This window comes from Methylobacterium tardum (genome assembly GCF_023546765.1).
Classification (GTDB): Bacteria; Pseudomonadota; Alphaproteobacteria; order Rhizobiales; family Beijerinckiaceae; genus Methylobacterium; species Methylobacterium tardum.
The window spans coordinates 3232832-3255352 of sequence record NZ_CP097484.1; the positions used below are offsets into that span (position 1 = coordinate 3232832).

Here is a 22521-nt window from a genome sequence, read left to right on the forward strand (position 1 = left end):
GGCCGGCACGGAAGAGGCCGGCCGCGTCGGACTCAGCGCCCCTGCGCGTCGCGCAGGACCGCCCGCACCTGACCGGCGGCGATGGCGAGCGCCGTCTCCTGCGGGGCGCCATCCGACTCGTCCTGCGCCAGAGAGCCGAGCCTGTAGGCGATTCGATGCTCGACGGCCTGCAGCAACTCGCGCGCCGGTTCCGCCTCGATGCGAAGCAGCGTCTGCGCGAGATCAAGATAAGCACTCCGGAGGAGGCTGAAGGCAAAGCGTGTCGCGGCTTCATCCGCGATCGGTGTCATATCGGTCATGGCGTGTTCCTGACTAAAACACGCTCCCCAGAACGCAGGTTCTATATATCGCGATTTTAAGATTGTAAATCGGTCTGATGTTAAGTGTTCGCAGGGCGTCAATCGCTTGTGGAAATTATAACCTATGATGGCGCTGCTGTGCTTCCGGAATCGGCCCGCTCAGGCGGCGTCCAGCCGGCGCGGGCACAGCGTTCGACACGCGCATTCTCCTGCTCCCGCGTTCCAGGCCTCATCAGGCTTTCGAGATGGCGGAAGCGTCGAATTCGGCCGCTCCTCAGTCGGAGCAGGACCGGTTCGGGCGCGGCAGACGATGCGCGGAGATGAGCCTGCCGGGCCGCCGCCGCGGAGCAGGGCGATGCTCGAGGCGGCGCAATTTTTCTGATCGTTCAGCGAAGAGTTTTTCAGCAGCAAACCCATGCACTTTTGCGATACTGTCCCCGGAGCGACACCGCCTTCGTGCGATGCCGCAAATATTGATGCGTTGCAATAACACGATCATACGAAAACAAGCCGGGCGCACTCGGCCGATGACAGTCTCGGAGACGACCGGCTCTGCGCCAGGTTGCCGGTCCGGACCCCAGGGAGGATCACGGGCTCCATGAGGAAGAACAAGGTCATCTCGGCGGACGAGGCCATCGCGCTGATCCGCGAGAACGACGTCGTGACCACCACAGGGTTCGTCCAGAGCTGCATCCCGGAGGCGCTGCACGCGGCTCTGGAGAGGCGCTACATCGAGACCGGCTCGCCGCGCGGGCTAACCCTGATCATGACGGCGGGCGCCGGTGACAGCAAAGGTCTCGGCACCGGCCGGCTGCACCATGACGGCCTGCTCGCGCGGGTGATCGCGGCGAATTTCGGCCGCATGCCCAAAGTCGCCAAAGCGGCCCAGGACAACCTGATCCGCGGCTATAACCTACCCCAAGGTGTGATCTCGCAGCTCTACCGGGCCTGTGCCGCGGGCCAGCCGGGCCTGTTCTCGAAGGTCGGCCTCAAGACCTATGTCGATCCGCGTCACGGCGGCGCCAAGGTCAATGAGCTGACCACCGAGGACATCGTCAAGCTCGTGGAGGTCGATGGCGAGGAATGGCTGTTTTACACGGCCACCAAGATCGATGTGGCCTTCATCCGCGCCACCTCGGCCGATCCGTCGGGCAACCTGTCCTACGAGAAGGAGGCGCTCACCCTCGACTGCCTCGCCCAGGCCATGGCGGCCCGCAACAACGGCGGCATCGTCATCGCGCAGGTCGAGCGCATCGCCGATGACGGCTATTTGCTGCCCAAGGACGTCCGAGTACCCGGCATTCTCGCCGATTGCGTCGTCGTCGCACAGCCCGAGATGCACCGGATGAACTACGGCGTCATGCACGACGCCGCGCTCGCCGGCGAGATCCGCGTGCCGGTCACCGGGATCAAGCGCATGGCGCTCAACGAGCGCAAGATCATCGCCCGGCGCGCCGCCTTCGAGCTGCCGCCGAACGGCGTGGTCAATCTCGGCGTCGGGGCTCCGGAAGGCATCTCGTCGGTCGCCAACGAGGAGAAGATCACTCCCTACATCACGCTCACCACAGAGGCGGGCGCGGTCGGCGGCGTGCTGGCCTCCGGCTCGAGCTTCGGCGCGGCCACGAACGCCGATTGCATCATCGACCAGAACCAGATGTTCGACTTCTACGACGGCGGCGGTCTCGACATGACCTGCCTCGGCATGGCCGAGTGCGACGAGGCCGGCAACGTCAACACGTCGCGATTCGGCGGCAAGCTGAATGGCTGCGGCGGCTTCATCAACATCTCGCAGAACGCCCGAACCGTGGTGTTCGCCGGAACCTTCACGGCGGGCGGTCTGGAGATCGCGGTCAACGACGGCCAGGTCCGGATCGTGACCGAGGGCAAGGCCCGCAAGTTCGTCGGCAATGTGCAGCAGAATACCTTCTCGGGACCCTACGCGGTCGAGCGCTCCCAGCCGGTCCTCTACGTGACCGAGCGCTGCGTCTTCCAGCTCACCCCGGAGGGCCTCGAACTGATCGAAGTTGCGCCCGGCATCGACATCGAGCGCGACATCCTCGCCCACATGGATTTCAAGCCGGTGGTGCGGAACCCGGTGCCGATGGATCCGCGGATCTTCCGCGAGGAGCCGATGGAGCTGATTTCGGACCTGCTCAACCTCGATCTCAAGTCCCGCGTCAGCTACGACGGCGAGCGCAACATCCTCTTCGTCAACCTTGAAGGCTGGTACTGCCGGGTAAAGGGCGACATGGACGAGCTGCGCATGACCATCGCCGAGGCCTGCCGGAAGGCCGGCCAACGGGTCAACGCCGTGATCAACCACGACGGATTCAGACTCAACGAGAACCTGGTCGACGACTATGCCGGGATGGTTCAGTACCTGCAGGCGAACTACTACGCGACCACGACCCGCTACGCGACGAGTGCCTTCCTGCGCCTGAAGATGGAGGAGGCGCTGAACAAGCGTGGGGTCGCCCCGCATGTCTTCGAGCGGAAGGAGGAAGCGCATGCCTTCGTCAGCAGCACCGAGGACAAGAAGGCGCGCAAACGGATCTCGCCCGCCGTCGCCTCCGCTGCCTGAGACCGCGGCAGGCGCCCAGGGGCTGCGCATTGCCGGTGGGTGCGGCACCGCTCCGTTCTGATATACGAGCCTGATGCCATCCGCGTCCCGGGTCCTGCGGGTGAGCGTCGCGAGGAGCTCCGCCCTGCACCTGCACCACCGCGATCTCGCGGCACCGGTCGAGCGAGACGCGGTCTCCGGTGCGGATTGGGCCGCGCAGGTCGCGGCGCTGGCCCACGACGCCCTCATCGGCGAGCTGGAGACTTGGCCGAAGCCGGGACTCGTCAGCCCGGTCGATTCCGGCAGCCACGACGACATGGATGCCGACACCCTGCGCCGGAGCGCGGCGGCGATCCGGCCGTACTTCGCCGAGCTGGTCGAGGCCGGTGCGCGGGCTGCCGCCATGGCGCAGCTCCGGACGATCGGGATGCGGGCCGAAGCCGCGATGATGCGTGCCACCTCCGGCATCAATGCCCATCGCGGCGCGATCTTCTCGCTGGGCCTGATCTGCGCGGCGGCGGGCGCGATCGGCGAAGCGCCCGAAACGGCTGAAGCCTGCGCCGACACCGTGCGCCACCGCTGGGGCGACGCGATCGCCGAGGCGCCGGCCTCGCCGGTGAGCCACGGCGGACGGGCGGCGCGCCGCTACGGCGTCGGCGGGGCGAGTGCCGAGGCGGCGGCCGGGTTCCCGACGATCCGCAGCGTCGGCCTGCCGGCCCTGCGCCACGGCCGCGGCTGCGCACCCGGCGATGCCGAGGCGGCTCGGGTCCAGTGCTTCTTCGCCCTCCTGGCGGTTGTCGACGACACCAATCTGCTGCACCGCGGCGGAGCGGAAGGGCTGGCCGGCGCCCGGTCGGCGGCCGCCGATTTCATGGCCGAGGGCGGCATCGCGGCGCCCGGCTGGCGCGATCGGGCCGTCGCGATCCACCGAGCCTTCGTCGCGGCGCGCCTCAGCCCGGGCGGCTGTGCCGACCTCCTCGCCGCGACGCTGTTGCTGGACGCGCTCGCGCGACCTCCCGGGCGCGGTGCATAGCTGACCACGCGAGAATGGACCGTCCGGTCGCATTCAAGCGCGGCCGATCGATCCCCACATGGGGTCGGTCTCCCGCCCCTGCCTCGGCCCGCCCGTGACCTTCTTCCGGATCGCGCTTCTCGCGCTGGTTGCCTTCTTCCTTGTGCCGATCGCCATCTCGGCCACGCTCTACTGGTTGCGCGCGAGCGGCGACTGGCGGCTCGCCGACCGGTCGAGCGCGGGATTGTTGCCGCCGGCGGATCGGCATCCCGGCGCGGTGGTGCGCATCTTCTCCGCCCGGACCGTCAGCTGGCGCGGCATCGTCGCGACGCACAGCTGGATCGTCATCAAGGGCCGCGACGAACGCAGCTATCGCCGGTTCGACTACACCGCCTGGGGCCAGCCGATCTGGGTCGACCGGTTCGTGCCCGATGGCCGCTGGTTCGGGAACCCGCCCGACGTGGTGTTCGCCGCGGACGGTCCCGAGGCCGAGGCCATGCTGCCGCGGATCCGCAAGGCCGTGGCCGAGTACCGCTTCGCCCGCCCCGGCGACTACGTCGTCTGGCCGGGTCCGAACTCGAACACGTTCGTCGCCGCGATCATGGCGGCGGTTCCCGAGATGCGGGCCACGCTGCCGACCACGGCGATCGGCAAGGACTTCCCCTACGATGGCCGCTGGATCGGCCGGACGCCGTCGGGCACCGGCATCCGGATCAATCTCGGCGGCTATGCCGGCCTGACGCTCGGCTGGGTCGAGGGACTCGAAGTGAACCTGCTCGGGGGCGTGGCGGGGATCGATCTGCGCCGGCCGGGGATCAAGCTGCCGGCTCTTGGACGGCTCGGAATCTGAAGGACTGCGGGCGCGTCGCGAAGCGTCAGGTGTGACCGGGGCCGGGCGCAGCCCTGTGCGGGCCGCGCCCGTGCGCTCACGGTGCGAGGTCGTGGACAGGCTCCTTGACCGGCGTGGCACTGCTGTTCAGCACGGTGCTGCCGGTCGAGACCGGCTTCAGCAGTGTCCGGTCAATCTGCGGGGGTGTCGGGAGCTGGAGCTGCACGCTCGTGTCGGCCCATTCCTGCGCGACGCGGTCGGGATCGTCGTTGAGCTTGGTGCCGTAGCTTGGGACGATCTCGCGGATCTTAGCCTGCCATTCTGGCGTGGCGACCTTCCGGGCGAAGACCTTCTCCAGCACCTGCAACATGATCGGCGCCGCCGTGGACGCGCCGGGGGAGGCTCCGAGCAGCGCCGCGATGCTACCGTCCTTGGCGTTGACGATCTCGGTCCCGAGCTTCAGCACGCCGCCCATGTCCGCGTCGCGCTTGATGATCTGCACGCGCTGACCCGCCTGCCAGAGGCGCCATTCCTCCTTCTTGGCCTTCGGGAAGTATTCGCGCAGCGCCGCGATCCGGTCGTCATCCGACAACATCAGCTGCCCGGCGAGGTACTCGACCAGCGGGAATTCGCCGACGCCGACCTTCATCATCGGCCAGATGTTGCTGGTCGTGGTCGAGCTGAGGAGGTCGAAGTAGGAGCCCTCCTTCAGGAACTTGGTCGAGAAGGTCGCGAAGGGCCCGAACAGGATCACGCGCTTGCCGCCGAGGACTCGTGTGTCGAGATGCGGCACCGACATGGGCGGCGAGCCGACCGACGCCTTGCCGTAGGCCTTGGCGAGGTGGAGCGTGGCGACGTCGGGATTGTCGTTGATCAGGAACGAGCCGCCCACGGGGAAGCCGGCATAATCCTGGCCTTCCGGGATGCCGGATTTCTGCAGCAGGTGCAGGGCGCCGCCGCCGGCACCGATGAACACGAACTTGGCGTCGACCGTCCGGCGGCTGCCGTCCTTGAGGTTCTTGGCGGTCACGCGCCACGAGCCGTCGACGTTCTTGGTGATGGTCTCGACCTCGGTCGAGAGCCGGAGCTGGAAGCTCGGCTGCTTCTGCAAGTAGGCCACGTACTGGCGGGTCACTTCGCCCCACTCGCAGTCGGTGCCGAGCGGCGACCAGGTGGCGGCGACCTTCTGCTTCGGGTCGCGCCCTTCCATCATCAGGGGCACCCACTTGCGCAGCTGCTCCGGATCCTCGGAATACGCCATGCCGGCGAAGAGCGGGCTCGCCTTTAGGGCCTCCCAACGCTTCCGCAGATAGGCGATGTTATCGTCGCCCCAGACGAAGCTCATGTGCGGCGTGGCGTTGATGAATGAGCGCGGGTCCTTCATCACGCCGGTCTTGACCTGATAGGCCAGGAACTGACGGGTGACCTGAAAGGCCTCGTTGATCTCCACTGCCTTGGCGATCTCGATCTGCCCGTTCTTCTTCTCGGGCGTGTAGTTCAGCTCGGCCAGGGCCGAGTGGCCGGTGCCGGCATTGTTCCAGCCGTTGGAGCTCTCCAGAGCCACCTGATCCAGGCGCTCGACCATCTCGATCGACCAGTTCGGCTCCAGCTCGTTCAGCCAGACGCCGAGCGTCGCGCTCATGATGCCGCCGCCGATCAGCAGCACGTCGACCCGGCTGTCGACGCCCTCGGCCAGGGCCAAGGACCCCGGCAGCGCCGCCGCGAGACCGGCCGCCGCGGTGCCGAGGATCTGCCGCCGGCTCAGGGGCAGCGCTGCCTGCGGCTGCAGGTTGCGCAGGTGCTGGTTCTTGTCGTCGGCACGCATGGCCGGATCCCTTGTTTGCGTACCGGGCCTGCTCGGCGAGCAGGTCCGCGTACGGGAAGGCGTATCAGGGGGGCGAGGCACTGCGCTCACCGCCAAGCCTTCAGGATCGTTTCCTCAGGACAGAAGCCGCCAGCCGAGGTCTCTTGGCGGACCCGTTTCGGCAGACAGGGGGTTTCCGGCGCGCGCGCCGATGCTCGAAGGAGCGCGGCGCGTGGCAGCATTGGCCGGATCGACGATCTCTCCCCTCAACCCCCGCCAGGATATGGTTCGACCGGCAGGAGAGCGGCCGTCGGGGTCGAGAAGATGCTGGCCGGTCCGGCTCGGCGGTTCGATGCCGGCCTCATAGAGGATGGGGTCGGAAACGACAATCTCGGCCTGGGTTGCAAAGGGCACAGCCTTGTCAGGCTCGTTCGAATCCCGGACCCGTGCCGACGAAGACATGCGCGCGTCGCGTTGGATTCTCCGTGGACTGCGAGAGACTTGCCGCCCGCGCGCGGCGGACCGGAACTGCTGCGCTATCCGCCTGTGGATCAGCACCGGCTCTGATACCGAGTCGCGGTGATTGCGTCGGCCTCACCGTCTTTGCGAGCGGAGCGAAGCAATCCAGGGCAGCGCCAAGCTCTCCGAGGTCGCGCGACCCTGGGTCACTTCGCTGCGCTCGTGATGACGGAGAGGGTCCGTCACTCGGTGGCCTCAGGCGCAAACCGGATCAAAGGCCCGATGGGCTTCGCAACACCCGCCTTGTCATTCCGGGGCGCCGCAGGCGAGCCCGGAAGCCAGACCCACACCGCGTGCCTGCAGGGCACTGTCGGCGGATCTGGGTTCCGGGCCCTGCTTCGCAGTCCCGGAACGACGGCGTTGTCGTCCGTGGGCGGAAATCTGGTCCTGCTCAGTCTCGGCTGAGCCGCATGAGCCGAAACGGCTGCCCGCCGACCGACCCCAAACGCCCGGCCTGCAATCCCCAAAGTTCGCTACGGGGCGCGCTTGAACCGGATAATGCTGCGCGAGAGGCGGCCCTCATCCCAGTTCGGCATCGCCCGCCAGGGCGTGACGACGTCGGCATAGGCCCCGTCGATCGTGATCGACCGTCTCTGCTCGGTGCCGACCCATTCCGGCGCCCAGGCGGTCTGCACAGCGGTAACCCACTGATCGCCTTCGATTCGGTAGCGGCCGATATAGGCGACCAGGGTCTTCATCAGCGCCGCGCGATCGGCCTCCGAGGCTGCCGGCTTGCGGTCGCTGCCTTCGAGATTGAACGCGACCCAGCCGTCACGGGTGAAGATGACGCGCCCGCGCGGTGCGCTGCCCATCGCGTCGACGATCTTGCCCGTCTCCTTGTCCTCGACCCGGTAGGAGACGAGCTCCCACGTCCCGACGATCTGCTCGGCAAGGGAAGGGCCGGCCTGGGGCGACGGCCGGTCGGTCTGATCGGGCGCACCCAGCGCCGCGGGACCGCCCAGCGCAAGGGTCAGGAGGAACGAGACCTGAAAGGCCCTGGCGACAGATCTCGAGATGCGCATGCTTCGACCACGACGCTGCAGAGGGGGCGCGGGATCGCGCAGCGCCGCTATGCGGACAGGCGTCCGCCCGTCCAACCACTGCACGCGCTTGGCAGCCAGACCGGATCTGCACGCCTGCCGGCGCGCTCTCAGTTGCCGGCGCGGGCCATTCGGGTGCGTCCGCCGCCATCCGCGACCGTCGGGAGCGGATCCTGCGTGCCGGACACGACCACGAGGCGCTGGACTTCGCCCCGCAGGAAGGCCTGGAGGAAGCGGTCGTAATCGCGGAACGACACGCAGCCATTCGAATCGCCGCGCGGTCCCAGCATGTAGGTGTGGGCCAGCAGGCCGACACGGCCGTAGACGGCCTCGCTGCCGCCGACCGGTGAGAGCCGGATCGCCCGCACGCCGTGGAACAGTGCCTCGCGCTCGGTCAGGTCGTAGGTGCCGGGCGGGGTCGGGCCGCGCATCCGCACATTGACCAGACGGGGCTCGTCCAGGCCTTCGCCGAGGCCGGAATGCGCCTCCAGGCGCTCGCCGTTCGGCAGCGTCACCGTGCGTGCGGCGATGTTGTAGACCGCGACTCCGGCCGAGGCACTCGGCTCCCGGGACAGGGGGAGCGGCGGCGAGATGCGCCGCTGCGGCACGAGATCTGCCGGCTTGCTCTCCAGCGCCGTGTAGGCCAGGGCCGGGCCTTGCTCGATGCCGAACAGCTTCTCGAGGAACGAGCGCTCGTCGCTCGGCGGCGCGACCGGCTGGGCGGCCGGCTGCTCGCGGCGCGCCATCCGCCGGTCCGACCTGCGGGCGTAACCGGAGCCTCCCGGGGTTCGAAACTCGGGCGGACGCGGGACCGGGAGAGGAATGATCATCGCCTCGCGCGGCGGCGCGGCACTCTGGGCGTCCGCCTCAGTAGCGCTATCGGGTGACGGCGGAATTGCGGGCAGTGCGATCTGCGCCCAGGCCCAGCGCGACAGAGAGCCAGCGGAGGCATCGCGCCAGGCCTCAACGGCGGGCGCCTCAAGAGGCGGCGCGTCGGACCTAGCCTCCGCGCGCGGCGACTCCTCCAGCGGTTCGGCGGGCGCGACGGATGCGGCCGTCTTGTTCGGCGATTCGTCGGGCGGCGCCCCGCGATGCAGGTGGCCGCTTCCGACGGCAGCCATCACCAGCGCCCCGGTCAGCACCGCGAGGGGCGCCGCACAGGAGCGGCGCGCACTCCGGGTTTCAGAACCGTCCAGCGGCACGGAATCGGTGGCCATGTGTTGCCCAGGCTCCTCGTCGCGGAGCGGACACTCGACCAATCATCGCAACCCCGACGGGCAAATCCCGAGAAATCGCGACGGACCGACCGGCCCCGCTCACCGTGAAACAGCGGGGCCGGGCCGGCTTTTCTGGGGCGGCTCCATGGTCGATCTTGGATCGAGTGGGACCATTTTCGGGCGAGATCGAACCTCTTCCCGAGGGTTTCGGCCGCCGAATAGGCGGCCGATGACCATTAATCGTTGTCGATCTGACGTCCGAGCAGCGCGATCGCCCGCTCGTAGACCGGAGCGGCATTCCAGCCCTGGATCGCCGCGAAGTTCGGCTCGCCCGGCTGGTAGCCCGCACCCGCGCGCCAGCCATGCGCCTTCAGGAAGTTGGCGGTGGACGACAGGGCCGCGCCGACATTGTTCAGGTCGCCGGTGCCGTAGGCCAGCACGTTCTTCGGCAGGAACTGCGTGTGGCCGACCTCGCCGTGGGCCGCGCCGCGGGTGCTCGGCGTCAGCAGACCTCGGTCGATCAGCGTCAGGGCGGCGTAGAGCTGGTCGGTGAAGTACTCAGACCGGCGGCAATCGTAGGCGAGCGTCGCAACGGCCGAAAGCGTGTTGACGTTGCCCCGCACCGCGCCGAAGCCGGTCTCCATGCCCCAGATCGCCAGGAGCGGGCCCGGCGGAACGCCGTAGCGCTGCTCGATCGAGTCGAACAGGGCCGCGTTCTGCCGCTTGAGCGCCCGGCCGCGCGAGACGATCGCCGGACCGCCACGCTTGGCGAGGAACTGCTCCAGCGACAGCTTGAAGCTGTGCTGCCCGCGATCGGCCGAGATGGTGGCCGTGGAGTAGGTGGTATTTTGGAGCGCCGCCAGTGCTCGCCGCGCTGGCCCGCCCGCGCGCCTCCTCGGAGAATTGCCGCTTCCAGGTCTCGAAGCCGGCCGCGTTGCTGCCGCACTGGGCCGCCTGGACCTGGCCGGCGCTGAAGGCGAGCCCGGCGATTGCCGCCACCGCCAGGGTCTGACGCCGCATCTTGTCTGTCACGCGAAACACTCCTTGGCGCGCAACCGCGCCCCGTCCTCATGGCGATACCGGGTCACATCTCGCCGATATCAGGGCGAGAAGATGTCGAAGGCGCGACCTCCGGCCGTCAGGTCTTCAAATCATCGCGCATTCGCGGCTTTACGGCGAGATGGCAGCGGCCAAGCCCTGTCCGCATCATGAACAAGACGTGTCGCGCTTCTGCTCGCGCCGGGCGTGCGCCCGCACACCAAGTTTCATCAACGACAGTGTTGCAGCGTTCTCATTCGAGGCGGCCGAATTGCCGAACGCTTTGCCAACGAACTTTATCGAGCGGAAATCTGCGAATTTACTGTCACAACCCTGTCAAACGACAGTCATAGCTTTGCCGGCGGAAAGATTTTGCTGGAGAACCGGTGTGGGCTTCACAACCTGCAGGCCAATGCGGCGCCTTCCGTTGCTTCGTCTCTCCTGACCGGCTCCCGGGTTCTTCGCGAGAGCGGCCATGCTTCCGAAATCCGGCCTGCCTTCGCAGGGACCATCGTCCCTCAAAAGGTACTGACCCGCGCCACGCGCTGCAAGGACCAGCGCTCGCGGAGCGGCGCAGGCACGCCGACCTGACAGACAGCGAGACAGGACAATCATGGCCCTCGGAATGCACGGCACCGGCTCATCGCGCGCGGCCTCGCTCGGTCCCGACCTCGACCGCGACGGGGTCGCCAAGGCATATGGCCGCTGGGCACCGGTCTATGATCTGGTCTTCGGACCGGTCTTCGCGCAGGGGCGGACCCTAGCGGCAGCCGCGGCCGAGCGGGTCGGCGGCCGGATCCTGGAGGTCGGCGTCGGGACGGGCCTCTCCCTGCCGGCCTATCGCCGGGCCCGCAGCATCGTCGGGATCGATATCTCGGCGCCCATGCTGGAAAAGGCGCGCCGGCGGGTCGCGCGGCTCGGCCTGCGCAATGTCGAGCGCCTCGCCGTCATGGATGCGGAGCACCTCGATTTCGAGGATGCGTCCTTCGACGTGGTCGTGGCGCAATATGTGGTCACGGCGGTGCCCAACCCCGAGGCGGCCCTCGACGAGTTCGCCCGCGTGCTGCGCCCCGGCGGGGAGATCGTCATCACCACCCGGATCGGCGCCGAGGCCGGCCTGCGCCGGGCCGTCGAGCACGCCCTGGCCCCGGTGACGAGCCGCCTCGGCTGGCGGACCGAATTTGCTTGGCACCGCTACGCCGCCTGGGCCGCCAAGGCCCCGGTCGAGATTGTCGAGCGCCGGGCGCTGCCGCCGCTCGGGCACTTCTCGCTGGTCCGCCTGCGCAAGCGCGACGCCTGAGGCCGCGCAAAGTCTCTCACCTGCCCACAATGATCCGATCGGGGAAGCACATCATGGCGAGCTTTCTGGAGGCGCTGCGCGTCCAGCGCTGGGACGACCACCGTTACTACCACCACAACCGCGTCAACCAGAGCTTGCACGTGGTCAGCGCGATCAGCTTCCTGGTGGCGTACGCGCTGGCGTTCAAGGATCCGGCAACGGCCGCGCTGATCGGCTGGCTGTTGGCCATGACCTCCCGGCAGGCGGGACACCTGTTCTTCGAGCCGAAGGGCTATGATCACGTCAACGAGGCCACCCACGAGCACAAAGAGGAGATCAAGGTCGGCTACAACCTTCAGCGCAAGATCGTGCTGCTGGCGATCTGGGCCCTCTCGCCGCTGCCGCTCTACTTCGATCCGAGCCTGTTCGGCCTGATCGCGCCGCATCAGACCACGACCGATCTGATCCGCAATATCGGCTGGATCTGGCTGTGGCTCGCCATCGCGGGCCTGCTGTTCCGCATGGTCCAGCTGTTCGTCCAGCGCGACATGCAGACCGGCCTGGTGTGGGTGGCGAAGATCCTCACCGACCCGTTCCACGACATCAAGCTCTATCACAGGGCGCCCCTGGCGCTGCTGCACGGCGAGTGGGTCGAGGATCACGAGCCGCACGAGCGCGGCGCCTGAATAAGGATCCATGCGCCGGGCCGCGTATCGGCCCGGCGCGCTTGGATCAGGCCTGGTTCGGCGCGCGCAGTCCCAGCCAGCCGCCCAGCCTGACCGCCGCGACCTCGCGCAGGATCGACCTACGGATCGCCTTGTCGCTGGGCGCCGTCCCGTCCCACCAGCCATCCGCCTGCATGGCGCGCGCCGCCGCCACGAACCGGTCCGCGACGGCCGCGAAGGCGGCATCGTCATAAGCGAGGCTGAAGATCATCCGGCCGGTCCCGACCCACGACAGGGCCAGCCCCTCGGCGCGCAGGTAAAATTGCAGCATCCAATTGTAGCGGGACGGCTTGGTGTACAGGACCGTCCAGACCGTGGACATGTGGGCCACCCGCACCGGCAGACCCGCTTCCGCAAGCATCCCGTTGAGGCGCGCCGCCCGCGCATCCCAGGTCGCGTCGAGGCCGCGGTACAGCCCGGCGACCTCAGGCGTGTCCAGGCGGTCGAGGAACGCGCTCATGGCACCCATCACGTAGGGGTGGGCGTTGAAGGTGCCTCGCGCGAAGCAGATGTCGACCGGTCGGTCGTCCCGGTAGCGGCGCATGAGCTCGGCACGGCCGCACAGGACGCCGACCGGCAGGCCGCCGCCCAGCGTCTTGCCGTAGGTGACCATGTCGGCGCGCAAGCCGAAATAGTCCTGCGCCCCGCCGCGGGCCAAGCGGAAGCCCAGGAAGACCTCGCCGAGGATCAACACGATGCCGCGGGCCGTGCAAACCGCCCGCAGCTCGTGCAGCCACCGTGTGTAGGCGGCCCGGTCGAAGGCCGCCTTGCGGGCGCTGTCGACCAGCGCGGAATCGGCCGGCGCCCCGGCATTGGGATGCAGGGCCTGGAGCGGGTTGACCAGCACGCAGGCGACGTCCCGGCGCGTCGACAGCACCCGCAAGGTCCGCTCGGACATGTCGGCCAGAGTCAGCGTGTCGCGCGTCGGGACCGGGTTGCCGATGCCCGGCTGCACCTCGCCCCACCAGCCGTGATATGCGCCGCACAGGCGCACGATGCGTCGCCGGCCGGTGTGATAGCGAGCGAGCCGCACCGCCTGCATCACCGCCTCGGTGCCGGACATGTGGAACGACACCTCGCCGAGGCCCGAGAGCGCCTTCAGCCGCGCCACGTTGCCGGTGACGACCGGATGGAGCGGGCCCAGCACGGGGCCGAGCGCCGAGACTCGCGCAGCCCCCTCCTCCAGGCAGGCTCGGTAAAAATCGACCCCGAACAGGTTCACGCCGTAGGAGCCGGCGAGGTCGTAGAACACGTTCCCGTCGAGATCCGTGACGGTCACGCCTTCGGAAGCGGCCGCGAAGGCACCGGTGCCCAGGTGATCGCGGACGTGCCGGGCATACTGGAACGGCACCCGGTAGAGCCCGGTGAACTGGAGGTCCGACAGGCCGTCGCGAACAGCTGCGGTCTCGGCCCGGGTCCGGGGAAAGCGCGCGCGGAACAGGTCGGCGAGCCGCGCGAACCCCGCCTCGCGGCGCAGGGCTACGGCCTCGTCCGGATCGTCGGAGCGGAAGAAGGCGTGCTCGGAATAGGCGTAGTGCGGGATCAGCCCTGCGACGCGCCGCGCCATCCGCCCATGGCCGGTGAGCGAGGGGTGCTTCGCCCGGGACAGCTGCAGGCGCTGCGCCGCCCGCGGCAGGGCGAGGAGCGCGACGGCAGTGGTGGCGGACAGGGCGGCGAGGAGGGCAGACATCGCCCCGCCGCCTATCGGAGGCGGTTCACGGCATGATGACGGTTCCCGGATCGCGGCTGCGCTCGGCCCTGGCGCGCGTGGGCGCGCAGGAGGATCTGAACTTCCTCCTGACCAACCGCATTCCCCGTCGCCTCGCCACCCGCTTCATGGGCTGGTTCAGCCGCATCGAGCAGCCCTGGGTGCGCGATCTCTCGATCGCGACGTGGCGCCTGTTCTGCGACGTCGATCTCAGCGACGCGCGGGACACGCGGTTCCCGAGCCTCCACGCGGCCTTCGTGCGCGCCCTGCGACCCGGCGCCCGGCCGGTCGAGGCCGATCCCGCGATCCTGACGAGCCCGAGCGACGCGATCCTGGGTGCGCACGGGCGGATCGAGGCGGGACGCCTGTACCAGATCAAGGGCCTGTCCTACCGGCTCGCGGACCTGCTCGGCGGCGATGAGGCGCTGTCGCGCCTTCATGAGGGCGGCACCTACGCGACCCTGCGCCTGACCGCCGGGATGTACCATCGCTTCCACGCGCCGCATGACCTGCGCGTCGATTCGGTCCGGCACATCTGGGGCGACACCTGGAACGTGAACCCGATCGCGCTGAAGCGCGTCGAGGCCCTGTTCTGCCGCAACGAGCGGGCGGTCTTGCGTCTGCGCGTGGGCGAGCGCGGCCATCCCGTCACGCTGGTGCCGGTGGCCGCGATCCTGGTGGCGGGTCTGCGTCTCGGCTTTCTCCCGGAGGCGGTCGATCTGCGGTCTACGAGAGGCCGGACGCTCCCCTGCACGACCCGGCTCCGCAAGGGCGCGGAGATGGGCTGGTTCGAGCACGGATCGACCATCGTGGTGCTCGCGCCACCGGGTTTCACGCTCTGGCCGGCCCTGCGCGAGGGCGCGCGCCTGCGCATGGGCGAGCCTTTGATGCGCCTGCCGGACGGTCCGGCCTGAGGAGCCGTCACGCTGCGTGAACCGCCGCCAGAAACTCCGTGACCGCGGTGCTGAGTTCGCCCGACTGCCGTGACAGGTCCGAGGCGGCTTCCAGCACCTGGGCTGCGGCGGTGCCGGTCTCCGCCGCGGCCTGGGTCACGGCGCCGATATTGAGGGTGACCGCCTGAGTCCCGTCCGCGGCCTGATTGACGTTGCGCACGATCTCCTGCGTGACCGCCCCCTGCTCTTCCATCGAGGCCGCTACGCCGACGGCGATCGTCCTGAGATCCAGGACCACGGTCGTGATGGCCTGGATGGCATTGACCGCACGGTGGGTCTCGCCTTGGATGGCCGCGACCTGTGCGGCGATCGTCTCCGTCGCCTTGGCTGTCTGGGCCGCCAGGTCCTTGACTTCGCCCGCCACCACCGCGAAGCCCTGCCCGGCCTCCCCGGCCCTGGCGGCCTCGATGGTCGCGTTGAGGGCCAGCAGGCTGGTCTGCGCGGCAATGCCGGAGATCAGGCTGATCACGGTCCCGATCCGTTCGGCGCCGTCGGCCAGCCCCATCACCAGCGTGTTCGTTTCGGCGGCATCGGCGGCGGCCCGTTCCGCCATGTCGGTGGACCGAGCGATCTGGCCATTGATCGCGCCGATCGAGACCGCCAGCTCTTCACTGGCTGCCGCCACGGTCTGTACGTTCGCGGACGTCTGCTCGGCTGCCGACGAGACATTGACCGACTGGGCGGCGGTCTGATCGGCATTGCGGCTCATGACCCGGGCCGCAGCCTCCATCTCGCCGGCGGCATTCGCGAGCGTGTGCGTCATGCGTTCGACCTGGAGCCGGAACGCTTGCGTGGCGCGATCGAGCGTTTCCGCGCGACGGGTCTTCACCGCCTGCTCGGTTGCGGCCGCGTCGTCCGCCGCGCGCTTGGCGACGAGGGCATCCTTGAAGACCTGGACGGCCTTGACCATGGCGCCGATCTCGTCGTGGCGCTCCGCACCGCCGACGCGGACTGTGAGATCCCCCGAGGCGAGGCGGGTCATCGTCGCTGTCGTCTCGCCGATGGGCCGCGTCACCTGGACGAGGACCACGACGACGCCGTACGCGACGGCGATCGCGGCGGCAGCGAGCATGATGAGGAGCAGGATCCGAAGGCGCTGCGCCATTGCGTCCGCGCGATCGAATTCGGCGCGGGCCTCGCGGACTTGCAGGTCGGTCAGCTTGCTGACGCCGGTCGACGTCGGCCCCATGGCGTTGAGCAGCTCGGCCTTTGCGGCCGCGATCGCGTCCGGCTCCTGCGCTCTGGCCGCTCGGCTGAGGCCGGTGAGGATGGCCGCGTTTCGTTCAAGCTGGGGCTCGAGGTCCGCGATCAGCTGCTGCTCTTCCGGTGTCAGATAGGTGGCCAGGTATTCGGTCCAGACCCGCTTCGCGCGCGCGAGCTCTCGATCCACAACCTCAGCAGCCGCGACCTTATCGGCCGCGGGCGTATCGACCGTGCGCACCACGACAAGGATGGCGTCGTACGCATCCCGCAGCATGCTGAACTGGCTGAGCGGCACAACCCGATCTTTGAAGATGGTCTCCAGGCTCTCGGAGTTGCTGCGCAACGCATAGGTTCCGAGCGCGACCGACGAAAAGAGGAGAGCGCCCAGCATCGCGAGGAGCGCAATGAGCCGAGCCTTGATCGAGATCTTCATCGAGGGTGATCGCGTTGCCGAACTGAGCCCGAAATGCTCTGTCGATCTAGCATCGTGTCAGCGCGCTTCAAGTGTACGATGCGGCAAGTCGCAATGGAGCGGCAATAAAAACAGATGTTCAGTTCGATGGCCGCGAAGATGGCTCTAGATCGTCTTGAGATCCGAGCGATCGCTCCCGTCCGGGGTTTGCAATCTCCTAAGATCGTTTGCTGCGACTGAACCGGAGCCAAAAGCCGGGAGTCAAATGTGCGCGACTGTCACTGCCGGTCGGCAGTCCTGTCCGAAATGCCCGACGCGGAGGCCAGCGCCGTCAGTCGACTCGCGCGCCACCTCTGGATGACACGGAGGGTAGAACAGCTCGTCGGAAACACAGTCCGGCGGGCAAAGGCCGGCTGAACATGCGACGCGCCGCCCGCTTCCTTGCGAAGCGGACGGCGCAGTTTGTCGGGACGGTCCGGCTGTCATTTCTCGGCAAAGCTTGTCCTGATTTGAGGAATCCCCACAGGGAGTGCTCTCAAATGAGCTTGGCCTAAAGCACACGGAACTCTGTCCATACAGATCCGTGCTTACAGAGAAGTTTGACCTTGTTCGCGAACGGCCCCTCACGTCCGCTCAGCTTCGCGTTTCCGTGTTCTCGACCGACTGCGGCTTCCGCGATGGCTCGGAGGATAACAAATTGCCCTCGTCTCACCGTCTCACCGTCTCACCGTCACGGTTTTTCGGATTGAGGCGGCAGTACCACAGCCTGGTTCCGGAAAAGAATCTGCGCAGCACAGTCCGCAGCAGATCCGACAACCCGCCTTGGTGCACGCTAACATGAGAATTTGTCTTGATTTCTGTTACCTCTGGAGGGGCGGTCTCATTTAAGTTTATCCCGATTTGTAGGGAACGTGATCCGCCTCGCTCCCTAGACCCGACATGCCCAGGCGCGGATGCCTGGTCCAACCCTTGGAAACAGAGGCCGGCATCAAACCCGATGCCGGCTCGATCATAGGGCCGATGGGTCCAGACCGCGTCCTTAGCGTGATCTGCGGACCGGACCATGCCCTTCGGGTTGCCGTACTTTCTTTTCGGAATGGCCGCGAGGACACCACCGGCCCCCAACGCCGGGGGCATCCGGTCGAGCGCCCTGATCGTTCAGGTCCGAGGAGGCGCCCTGGCGGTCGGCTCGGCTGGCTTCGCCGATACCGTCGCTGCGGTCCTCACGTGTTCGGATCGGCCGCTCCACGATGATCTGGACGGCGGCCCGGCATGCACGAGGAAGCCGCCTCGGGACGAGGCGAGCCGGACGGCTGGGACAGCCGAGGCAGACTATCATGAAAGCGTGTCCCGATTTACGGCCCTGCCAATGGTACGCACTCAAGAGAGCTTATCCCGATTGTCAGGGAAGCCTGTCCTCACGCCCGGGATGTGCTTGAAGCCGGTGGCCTCCGCAGAGGGGGTGGCCTCCGCAGAGGGGCGCCCGTGACCGCGCCGCCCCTCTGCGGACATGATGATTCCCGTGTTGGGCCTGAGCCAGGACCGCTGGCCGGGACGAAACCTTTTCGGTTTCGCGGCCTGATCGGGCATCCACTCCCCGGAATTGCCGCGCGCAGGAATGCTCTCCGCTTTCGACGGGCAGGGCGACACCCACGTCGGACGGGGTCTGCGGAGAGCGGGGAGCGTTTGCGAGGCGGTCGTCGAGCTCCCTGCCCTCTTCCTTCCGAGGTCACGAAATCGGGGACCGCGGGTCGAAACACCGGTCCTGGGCGGGCACAGCCCCGACGCCGTCGGTCATCGAGGCCGTCTCAGCTCGCCGCGCTCAGGTCCCTTGCCCTCCTGAGCACGCCGACCATGGCTGGTTCGATGTCCGTCGAGCGAGTGACCGAGGCACCCCCGCCGGGAACAAGATCCAGGTCGTGGCGGCGACCGAGCGCCGTGGGCTCGCTCATGAGGCGCCGGCACAGCAATTCCGCCAACGACGGATCCTCGACGGCACAGACGATCTGCCGGCCCGACCGCTGCAGGGCCGACAGGACCTCGACCAAGTGCAAGGCCCGGAAATCATCGATGTGCTGGACCGGGTCGCCGAGCATGAGCGTCCGCCAATTGCACCATGGCCGGGACAGGTGAACGGAGAGGAGGAAGGCCAGCCCGGCCGCACGCCTCTGCCCGCTGCTGAACACGAATTGCGGGTTCAAGCCGTTGCCGACCCGCAGGCTCAGGAAACGCCTGACGTCGCCGCGTATGCCGTAATCGATGGTCCGCCACTCGGAATGCGGGCGAAGCCGCTGGTACAGCTCGTTCAGCAGCGGGCTGATAACCGCCAGGCGCTCGCCGATGATCTCGGCATTCGTCCTGCGGACCGTACGATCCAGCGTCCGGGCGGTCGTCACCGCAGCGTGGGCGCGCGCGAGCCGGTCGCTCGCGTCGTCGGCCTCTGCCCGAAGCGCTTCGAGGCGCGCTTCGAGCTCCGTTACGCGTTCCACCGCCTGCGAAGCTTCCAAGGTGAGGATGCTCCGTTCCAGGTCGATCAACCGACTCCTTTCGGCCTCCACCACCTCCTCCAGGGCCTCTGGGTCGTAGGCCAGCTCTCCATCCAGGGAACGTCGCACGAGCTCGGCCGAAAGCGCCTCTTCCCGGGCTTCCAGCTCGGCTTGGGCGGACGCGAGGCGATGGACGACCGTCTCGGCCTGCTTCAGGATCTCGCCGGCATCCTCGACCCGGGTTCGGGCCGCCGCGACCTCGCCTCGCGCCTCCGGCACTGCCGACCGCCGGGCGGCGAGGCGCTGGCGCGCGGATGCGAGCCCCGTCTCGAACTCGGGGGCGCCCTGCGGCGCGCGGCATAGCGGGCAACGGTCGTCATGCAGGCCGATCCGGCTGCCGTGATCGACCAGGATCGCGAGCGACGCGGCGAGGCCGTCGCTTTCCTGTTCACGGTCCAGGCGCGCCTCGGCGGCCTGCAGCTGGCGGCGGGCTTCCTGGACCGCGACCTCGGCTTCGGCCACCGCCACCGCGTCCCGGCCTGCGCTGTCGCCGTGTCGCGCGACCGTGTCGCGCAATGCGGCCACCGCGCGAGCCTCGTCGGCGACCCATCCCATCTCGCCGAGGTTCGAACGGCGCCCGGCCAGCGTCTTCCGAGCTGCCGCGACCCGAGCTCCCAGGTCGGGGCCGGCCCCAGGCGTAAGCTCGTCCAGGGTGGCAAGGACGGCCGCGACGTCCCCGGCCTGCAGGGCGACGTCCCGGATCTGCTCCAAGTCGGTCAGCGCCGCGGTCAGACGTGCGCGCGCCTCCTCATAGGCCTGCGCGGCGGCATTGTGTACGGCCTCGGCGGAGGACAGGGCCTCGCGAGCCTTGGCGGCGTAATCCGGACCCTCGATGGCGCCCAGCGCCGCGCGCACGAACTCGAACCGTTGCGTTTCCGTCAGGTCGAGGCTGAGCGCAGCGATCCATTCGTCGCGAATGATGGATGTCCTGCAGACCTGCTGGAGGGCCCGCTCGGGCTGCGCGCCCGGAACGCAGAGCATCGCCTCGATGCGTGCCGCGTCCCGGTCGGCGCCGGTCTCGCGCGAGCGCGTCACTGCGAAGCCGCTCCCGTCATCGGCGCGGAATCCCACGGTGACGAAGTGCGCCTCCGGGTGGCCTTCGCCGCGCCACCAGACGTAGTCGTCGAGGCTTTCCTTCGCCGCCTTGTCGACGAGGTACTTGTCGATTTGGCCGGTGAGGGCGAACTCGACCGCGTCGCACAGCGTGCTCTTCCCGACGCCGTTGCGTCCGCAGATCACGGTGAAGCCAGTGCCGAAATCGACCCGCTGGCGCTCCAGGAAGCCCCGGAAGCCGCACAGTTCGAGGTAGTCGAGCCTCATGGCGCATCCACCAGGATGCGCGCCACCTCGGAAGCGCTCGCCGCGCCCAGGAACGCGGCCACAGCGTCGTCCGGCAGGTCGCTCAAGCGCGCCCGCAGACGGGCCCGGTAATCGGCCCCGCCGATCTCGGGTGCGCTGAGGACCGGCAGGAGGGGCAACAACGTTCTTCGCAAATCGGCCACCGTGCGCAAGTCGCCGCGCGCGATCTTGCGGGTCATGGAGAAGTCCTCCTCGATCCGCTCGATCCGCCGCGCGAGGGCCGGTTCGGAGCCGCAAGCCAGGAACAAGGCGTAAACGTTCCAGGCCTTTGTGCCTGCAGAGCGCAACGAGGCCGCATGCCGGCCGAGCGTGGCCTGCTGGATTTGCTGCCAATCGGCGAGCAGGCTCTCGCCGCTCGCGAAGACGTGCAGGAATCCGACGACCGCCGCGTTCTCGAAGCAGACGACCGGCACGCTGCCGCCCGGCCAGGTCCAAGTCTCATAGCCTGCCGACCGGAGGAGCACCTCGGATTGAGTCGCTATGTCCATCACACGTCGAGCTCCCTGCGGGCGGCGGGAAGGTCGAGCCATGCCGCGGAGGCGCTCGGCCGGATTATGTCGCCCGGTCGCCCTTCCCGAACGACGTTCAACGGCAGGCCGACGTCGGTGGCTCCGGCGCAGACCACGATGTCGGCGACCTCGAACGGCGTCTCCCTGAACCGGTCCTGCACCGTCTGGAGCAGCATGCCCGAACCGTTCACGACCCTGATCCGGCGGCCCGCGAGATCATAGCCGACGGGGGTCTGGCTGGCACCGGCACGCCGCAGCAACAGGTGCGCGTAGCCCAGGACCTCGGACGGCCCCGGGTTCCGCAAGGTCGCCGCGGCGGTGGCCGGCACGCCCTCGGCGTCCCGTCGAAGGTCGTAGAGTTCCTCGCTGCCCAGGTCGGGCGGATCGAGCCAGCCCGCCTCACACTCCGCTCCGAGCTCGCTCTCCAACGCGGCGCGCCCGGCGTGCAGGACCTTGCGTAGGTACGCCTGGGAAAACGCCCTCCGGAGTTCGTCTAGGACTTCGGCCCCCGAACGCTGAACATGCGTGAACCGGACGTTCTCCGAATTGGCCAGGGTCCAGAGTTCGGGCGCCTTGGCCTGCAGGACGTCCTCGGGCGCCAAATCGACCAGCGTCACCGACAGCGGCGCGACGCCCGTCAATGCCTCGGCGAGAACGGTGTTGAGATAGGACCAATCCGACCAGAAGCCGACGACGAGCAGGTCGCTCTCGCGGAGGTGGTGGGCCATCCACGTCTTCGTCTTCTCGATGCGCGCGGCGATCACCCGGTCCTCGGTGAGCTGTGAGGCCGTCCAGACCGTGGCGCGCCGCTCGCGGACGGAGCAGCCATGAAACTTGAGCAGGGGCGCGTGCTTGCGGGCCTGGACCTTTGCCTCGTCGCCGTCGAGGGAGGCGAGGAGATCGAACCCGTATTCCTGCGCGCGGCGCTCGATCAGGGTGTCGTAATTCGCCGACACGACACCGGCGGCCAAGCGCGTGATCAGGAAGTCCGCCACCGCGGCGTGCCCGACGTTGGGCGGCCGGACGAAATCCTCCCAGGGCACGAGAGCGTCGATGAAGACCGACCCGAGCATGTCCTCCTTGGCGAAGATCTCCGCCAGGGACTCCAGGTCGCCGCGCAGTTCCTGCGGGCACTCCGGATCGATGCTCATGACATAGCGGTCGTAGCACCTGGCGGCCACGGTCCAGGCCGACGGCAGGGAACTCGGCGGCGCCATCGACAGGCCGGCGCCGCAGAGGAGGACGAGGCGCCCGGCTTCCATGGAGGCGAGCAATCGCGCACGAACCGCCGCGTCCAAACCGCCCCCTTCGTCCGCCGGATCTTCGCCAAGGCGATAGACCGGAGGCACGCCTAAGGTAAAGCAAGGTGATCCGGCTTCCCGTTGCCCGCCCCGAGGGTTCACCGGTGCGTCGCACCCTGGAAGTCTCGCCGGCATAGGTGCGCGTGGCCGCCGGGGCGATGGGAAGGTTCGAGGCGTCTCATCCCGGGCCAGCATACGAACACGTGCT

General features: G+C 68.3%; 16 protein-coding genes and 1 pseudogene. 6 read left to right on the forward strand and 11 right to left on the reverse strand.

The window, feature by feature from the left end; all coding sequences use genetic code 11:
- Nucleotides 1-32 precede the first annotated feature (32 nt).
- Entirely contained in the window at nucleotides 33-290 is a 258-nt protein-coding gene (locus tag M6G65_RS15495; RefSeq protein WP_238195271.1) for a hypothetical protein, read from the reverse strand.
- A 607-nt stretch (nucleotides 291-897) separates the two neighbouring features.
- On the opposite strand from M6G65_RS15495, the gene M6G65_RS15500 reads away from it, so the two are divergent.
- From M6G65_RS15500 to M6G65_RS15510, 3 genes are all read left to right on the forward strand, one after another.
- The gene (locus M6G65_RS15500) at nucleotides 898-2880 is read left to right on the forward strand and encodes an acyl CoA:acetate/3-ketoacid CoA transferase (protein ID WP_250104140.1); all 1983 of its coding nucleotides are present in this window, start codon (nucleotides 898-900) and stop codon (nucleotides 2878-2880) included.
- Nucleotides 2881-2953: 73 nt separating this feature from the next.
- Nucleotides 2954-3892: a triphosphoribosyl-dephospho-CoA synthase MdcB gene (gene mdcB / locus M6G65_RS15505; protein ID WP_238195269.1), complete on the forward strand. Its 939-nt coding sequence runs from the start codon at nucleotides 2954-2956 to the stop codon at nucleotides 3890-3892.
- Nucleotides 3893-3986: 94 nt separating this feature from the next.
- A complete protein-coding gene (locus M6G65_RS15510) occupies nucleotides 3987-4721 on the forward strand; it encodes a DUF3750 domain-containing protein (protein ID WP_238195352.1) in 735 nt (244 codons plus the stop codon).
- 76 nt (nucleotides 4722-4797) lie between these two features.
- On the opposite strand, the gene mqo is transcribed toward M6G65_RS15510, so the two are convergent.
- The 5 genes and pseudogenes from mqo to M6G65_RS15535 all read right to left on the reverse strand — a co-directional run bounded on the left by mqo (nucleotide 4798) and on the right by M6G65_RS15535 (nucleotide 10300).
- Entirely contained in the window at nucleotides 4798-6525 is a 1728-nt protein-coding gene (mqo, locus tag M6G65_RS15515; RefSeq protein WP_250104141.1) for a malate dehydrogenase (quinone), read from the reverse strand.
- 114 nt (nucleotides 6526-6639) lie between these two features.
- A complete protein-coding gene (locus tag M6G65_RS15520) occupies nucleotides 6640-6966 on the reverse strand; it encodes a hypothetical protein (protein ID WP_238195267.1) in 327 nt (108 codons plus the stop codon).
- Nucleotides 6967-7496: 530 nt separating this feature from the next.
- Nucleotides 7497-8045 (reverse strand): lipocalin-like domain-containing protein, encoded by a 549-nt coding sequence (locus tag M6G65_RS15525; protein ID WP_238195266.1) that lies wholly within the window; start codon nucleotides 8043-8045, stop codon nucleotides 7497-7499.
- A 128-nt stretch (nucleotides 8046-8173) separates the two neighbouring features.
- The gene (locus M6G65_RS15530; RefSeq protein ID WP_238195265.1) at nucleotides 8174-9280 is read right to left on the reverse strand and encodes a tlde1 domain-containing protein; all 1107 of its coding nucleotides are present in this window, start codon (nucleotides 9278-9280) and stop codon (nucleotides 8174-8176) included.
- Between the two features lie 236 nt (nucleotides 9281-9516).
- Nucleotides 9517-10300, reverse strand: a pseudogene (locus M6G65_RS15535) (lytic murein transglycosylase).
- Nucleotides 10301-10931: 631 nt separating this feature from the next.
- Here M6G65_RS15535 and M6G65_RS15540 point away from each other — a divergent pair.
- Both M6G65_RS15540 and M6G65_RS15545 read left to right on the forward strand, forming a co-directional pair.
- Complete coding sequence (locus tag M6G65_RS15540) at nucleotides 10932-11618, forward strand: class I SAM-dependent methyltransferase (protein WP_238195263.1); 687 nt, start codon at nucleotides 10932-10934, stop codon at nucleotides 11616-11618.
- 53 nt (nucleotides 11619-11671) lie between these two features.
- Complete coding sequence (locus tag M6G65_RS15545; protein ID WP_238195262.1) at nucleotides 11672-12283, forward strand: hypothetical protein; 612 nt, start codon at nucleotides 11672-11674, stop codon at nucleotides 12281-12283.
- 46 nt (nucleotides 12284-12329) lie between these two features.
- Here M6G65_RS15545 and M6G65_RS15550 read toward each other — a convergent pair whose 3' ends face one another.
- Nucleotides 12330-14012: an aminotransferase class III-fold pyridoxal phosphate-dependent enzyme gene (locus M6G65_RS15550; RefSeq protein WP_250104142.1), complete on the reverse strand. Its 1683-nt coding sequence runs from the start codon at nucleotides 14010-14012 to the stop codon at nucleotides 12330-12332.
- A 32-nt stretch (nucleotides 14013-14044) separates the two neighbouring features.
- On the opposite strand from M6G65_RS15550, the gene asd reads away from it, so the two are divergent.
- Entirely contained in the window at nucleotides 14045-14944 is a 900-nt protein-coding gene (gene asd, locus M6G65_RS15555) for an archaetidylserine decarboxylase (protein ID WP_238195260.1), read from the forward strand.
- A 7-nt stretch (nucleotides 14945-14951) separates the two neighbouring features.
- Here the strand turns inward: asd and M6G65_RS15560 are convergent, their stop codons facing one another.
- From M6G65_RS15560 to M6G65_RS15575, 4 genes are all read right to left on the reverse strand, one after another.
- On the reverse strand, nucleotides 14952-16619 hold the full coding sequence (locus tag M6G65_RS15560) for a methyl-accepting chemotaxis protein (protein WP_238195259.1): 1668 nt from the start codon (nucleotides 16617-16619) through the stop codon (nucleotides 14952-14954).
- A 1787-nt stretch (nucleotides 16620-18406) separates the two neighbouring features.
- Nucleotides 18407-20464 (reverse strand): AAA family ATPase, encoded by a 2058-nt coding sequence (locus tag M6G65_RS15565; protein WP_250104143.1) that lies wholly within the window; start codon nucleotides 20462-20464, stop codon nucleotides 18407-18409.
- The gene (locus M6G65_RS15570) at nucleotides 20461-20991 is read right to left on the reverse strand and encodes a hypothetical protein (protein WP_050735149.1); all 531 of its coding nucleotides are present in this window, start codon (nucleotides 20989-20991) and stop codon (nucleotides 20461-20463) included. The genes M6G65_RS15565 and M6G65_RS15570 overlap by 4 nt, the downstream gene beginning before the upstream one ends.
- Nucleotides 20991-22274 (reverse strand): SIR2 family protein, encoded by a 1284-nt coding sequence (locus tag M6G65_RS15575; protein WP_050735162.1) that lies wholly within the window; start codon nucleotides 22272-22274, stop codon nucleotides 20991-20993. The genes M6G65_RS15570 and M6G65_RS15575 overlap by 1 nt, the downstream gene beginning before the upstream one ends.
- Nucleotides 22275-22521: the final 247 nt, after the last annotated feature.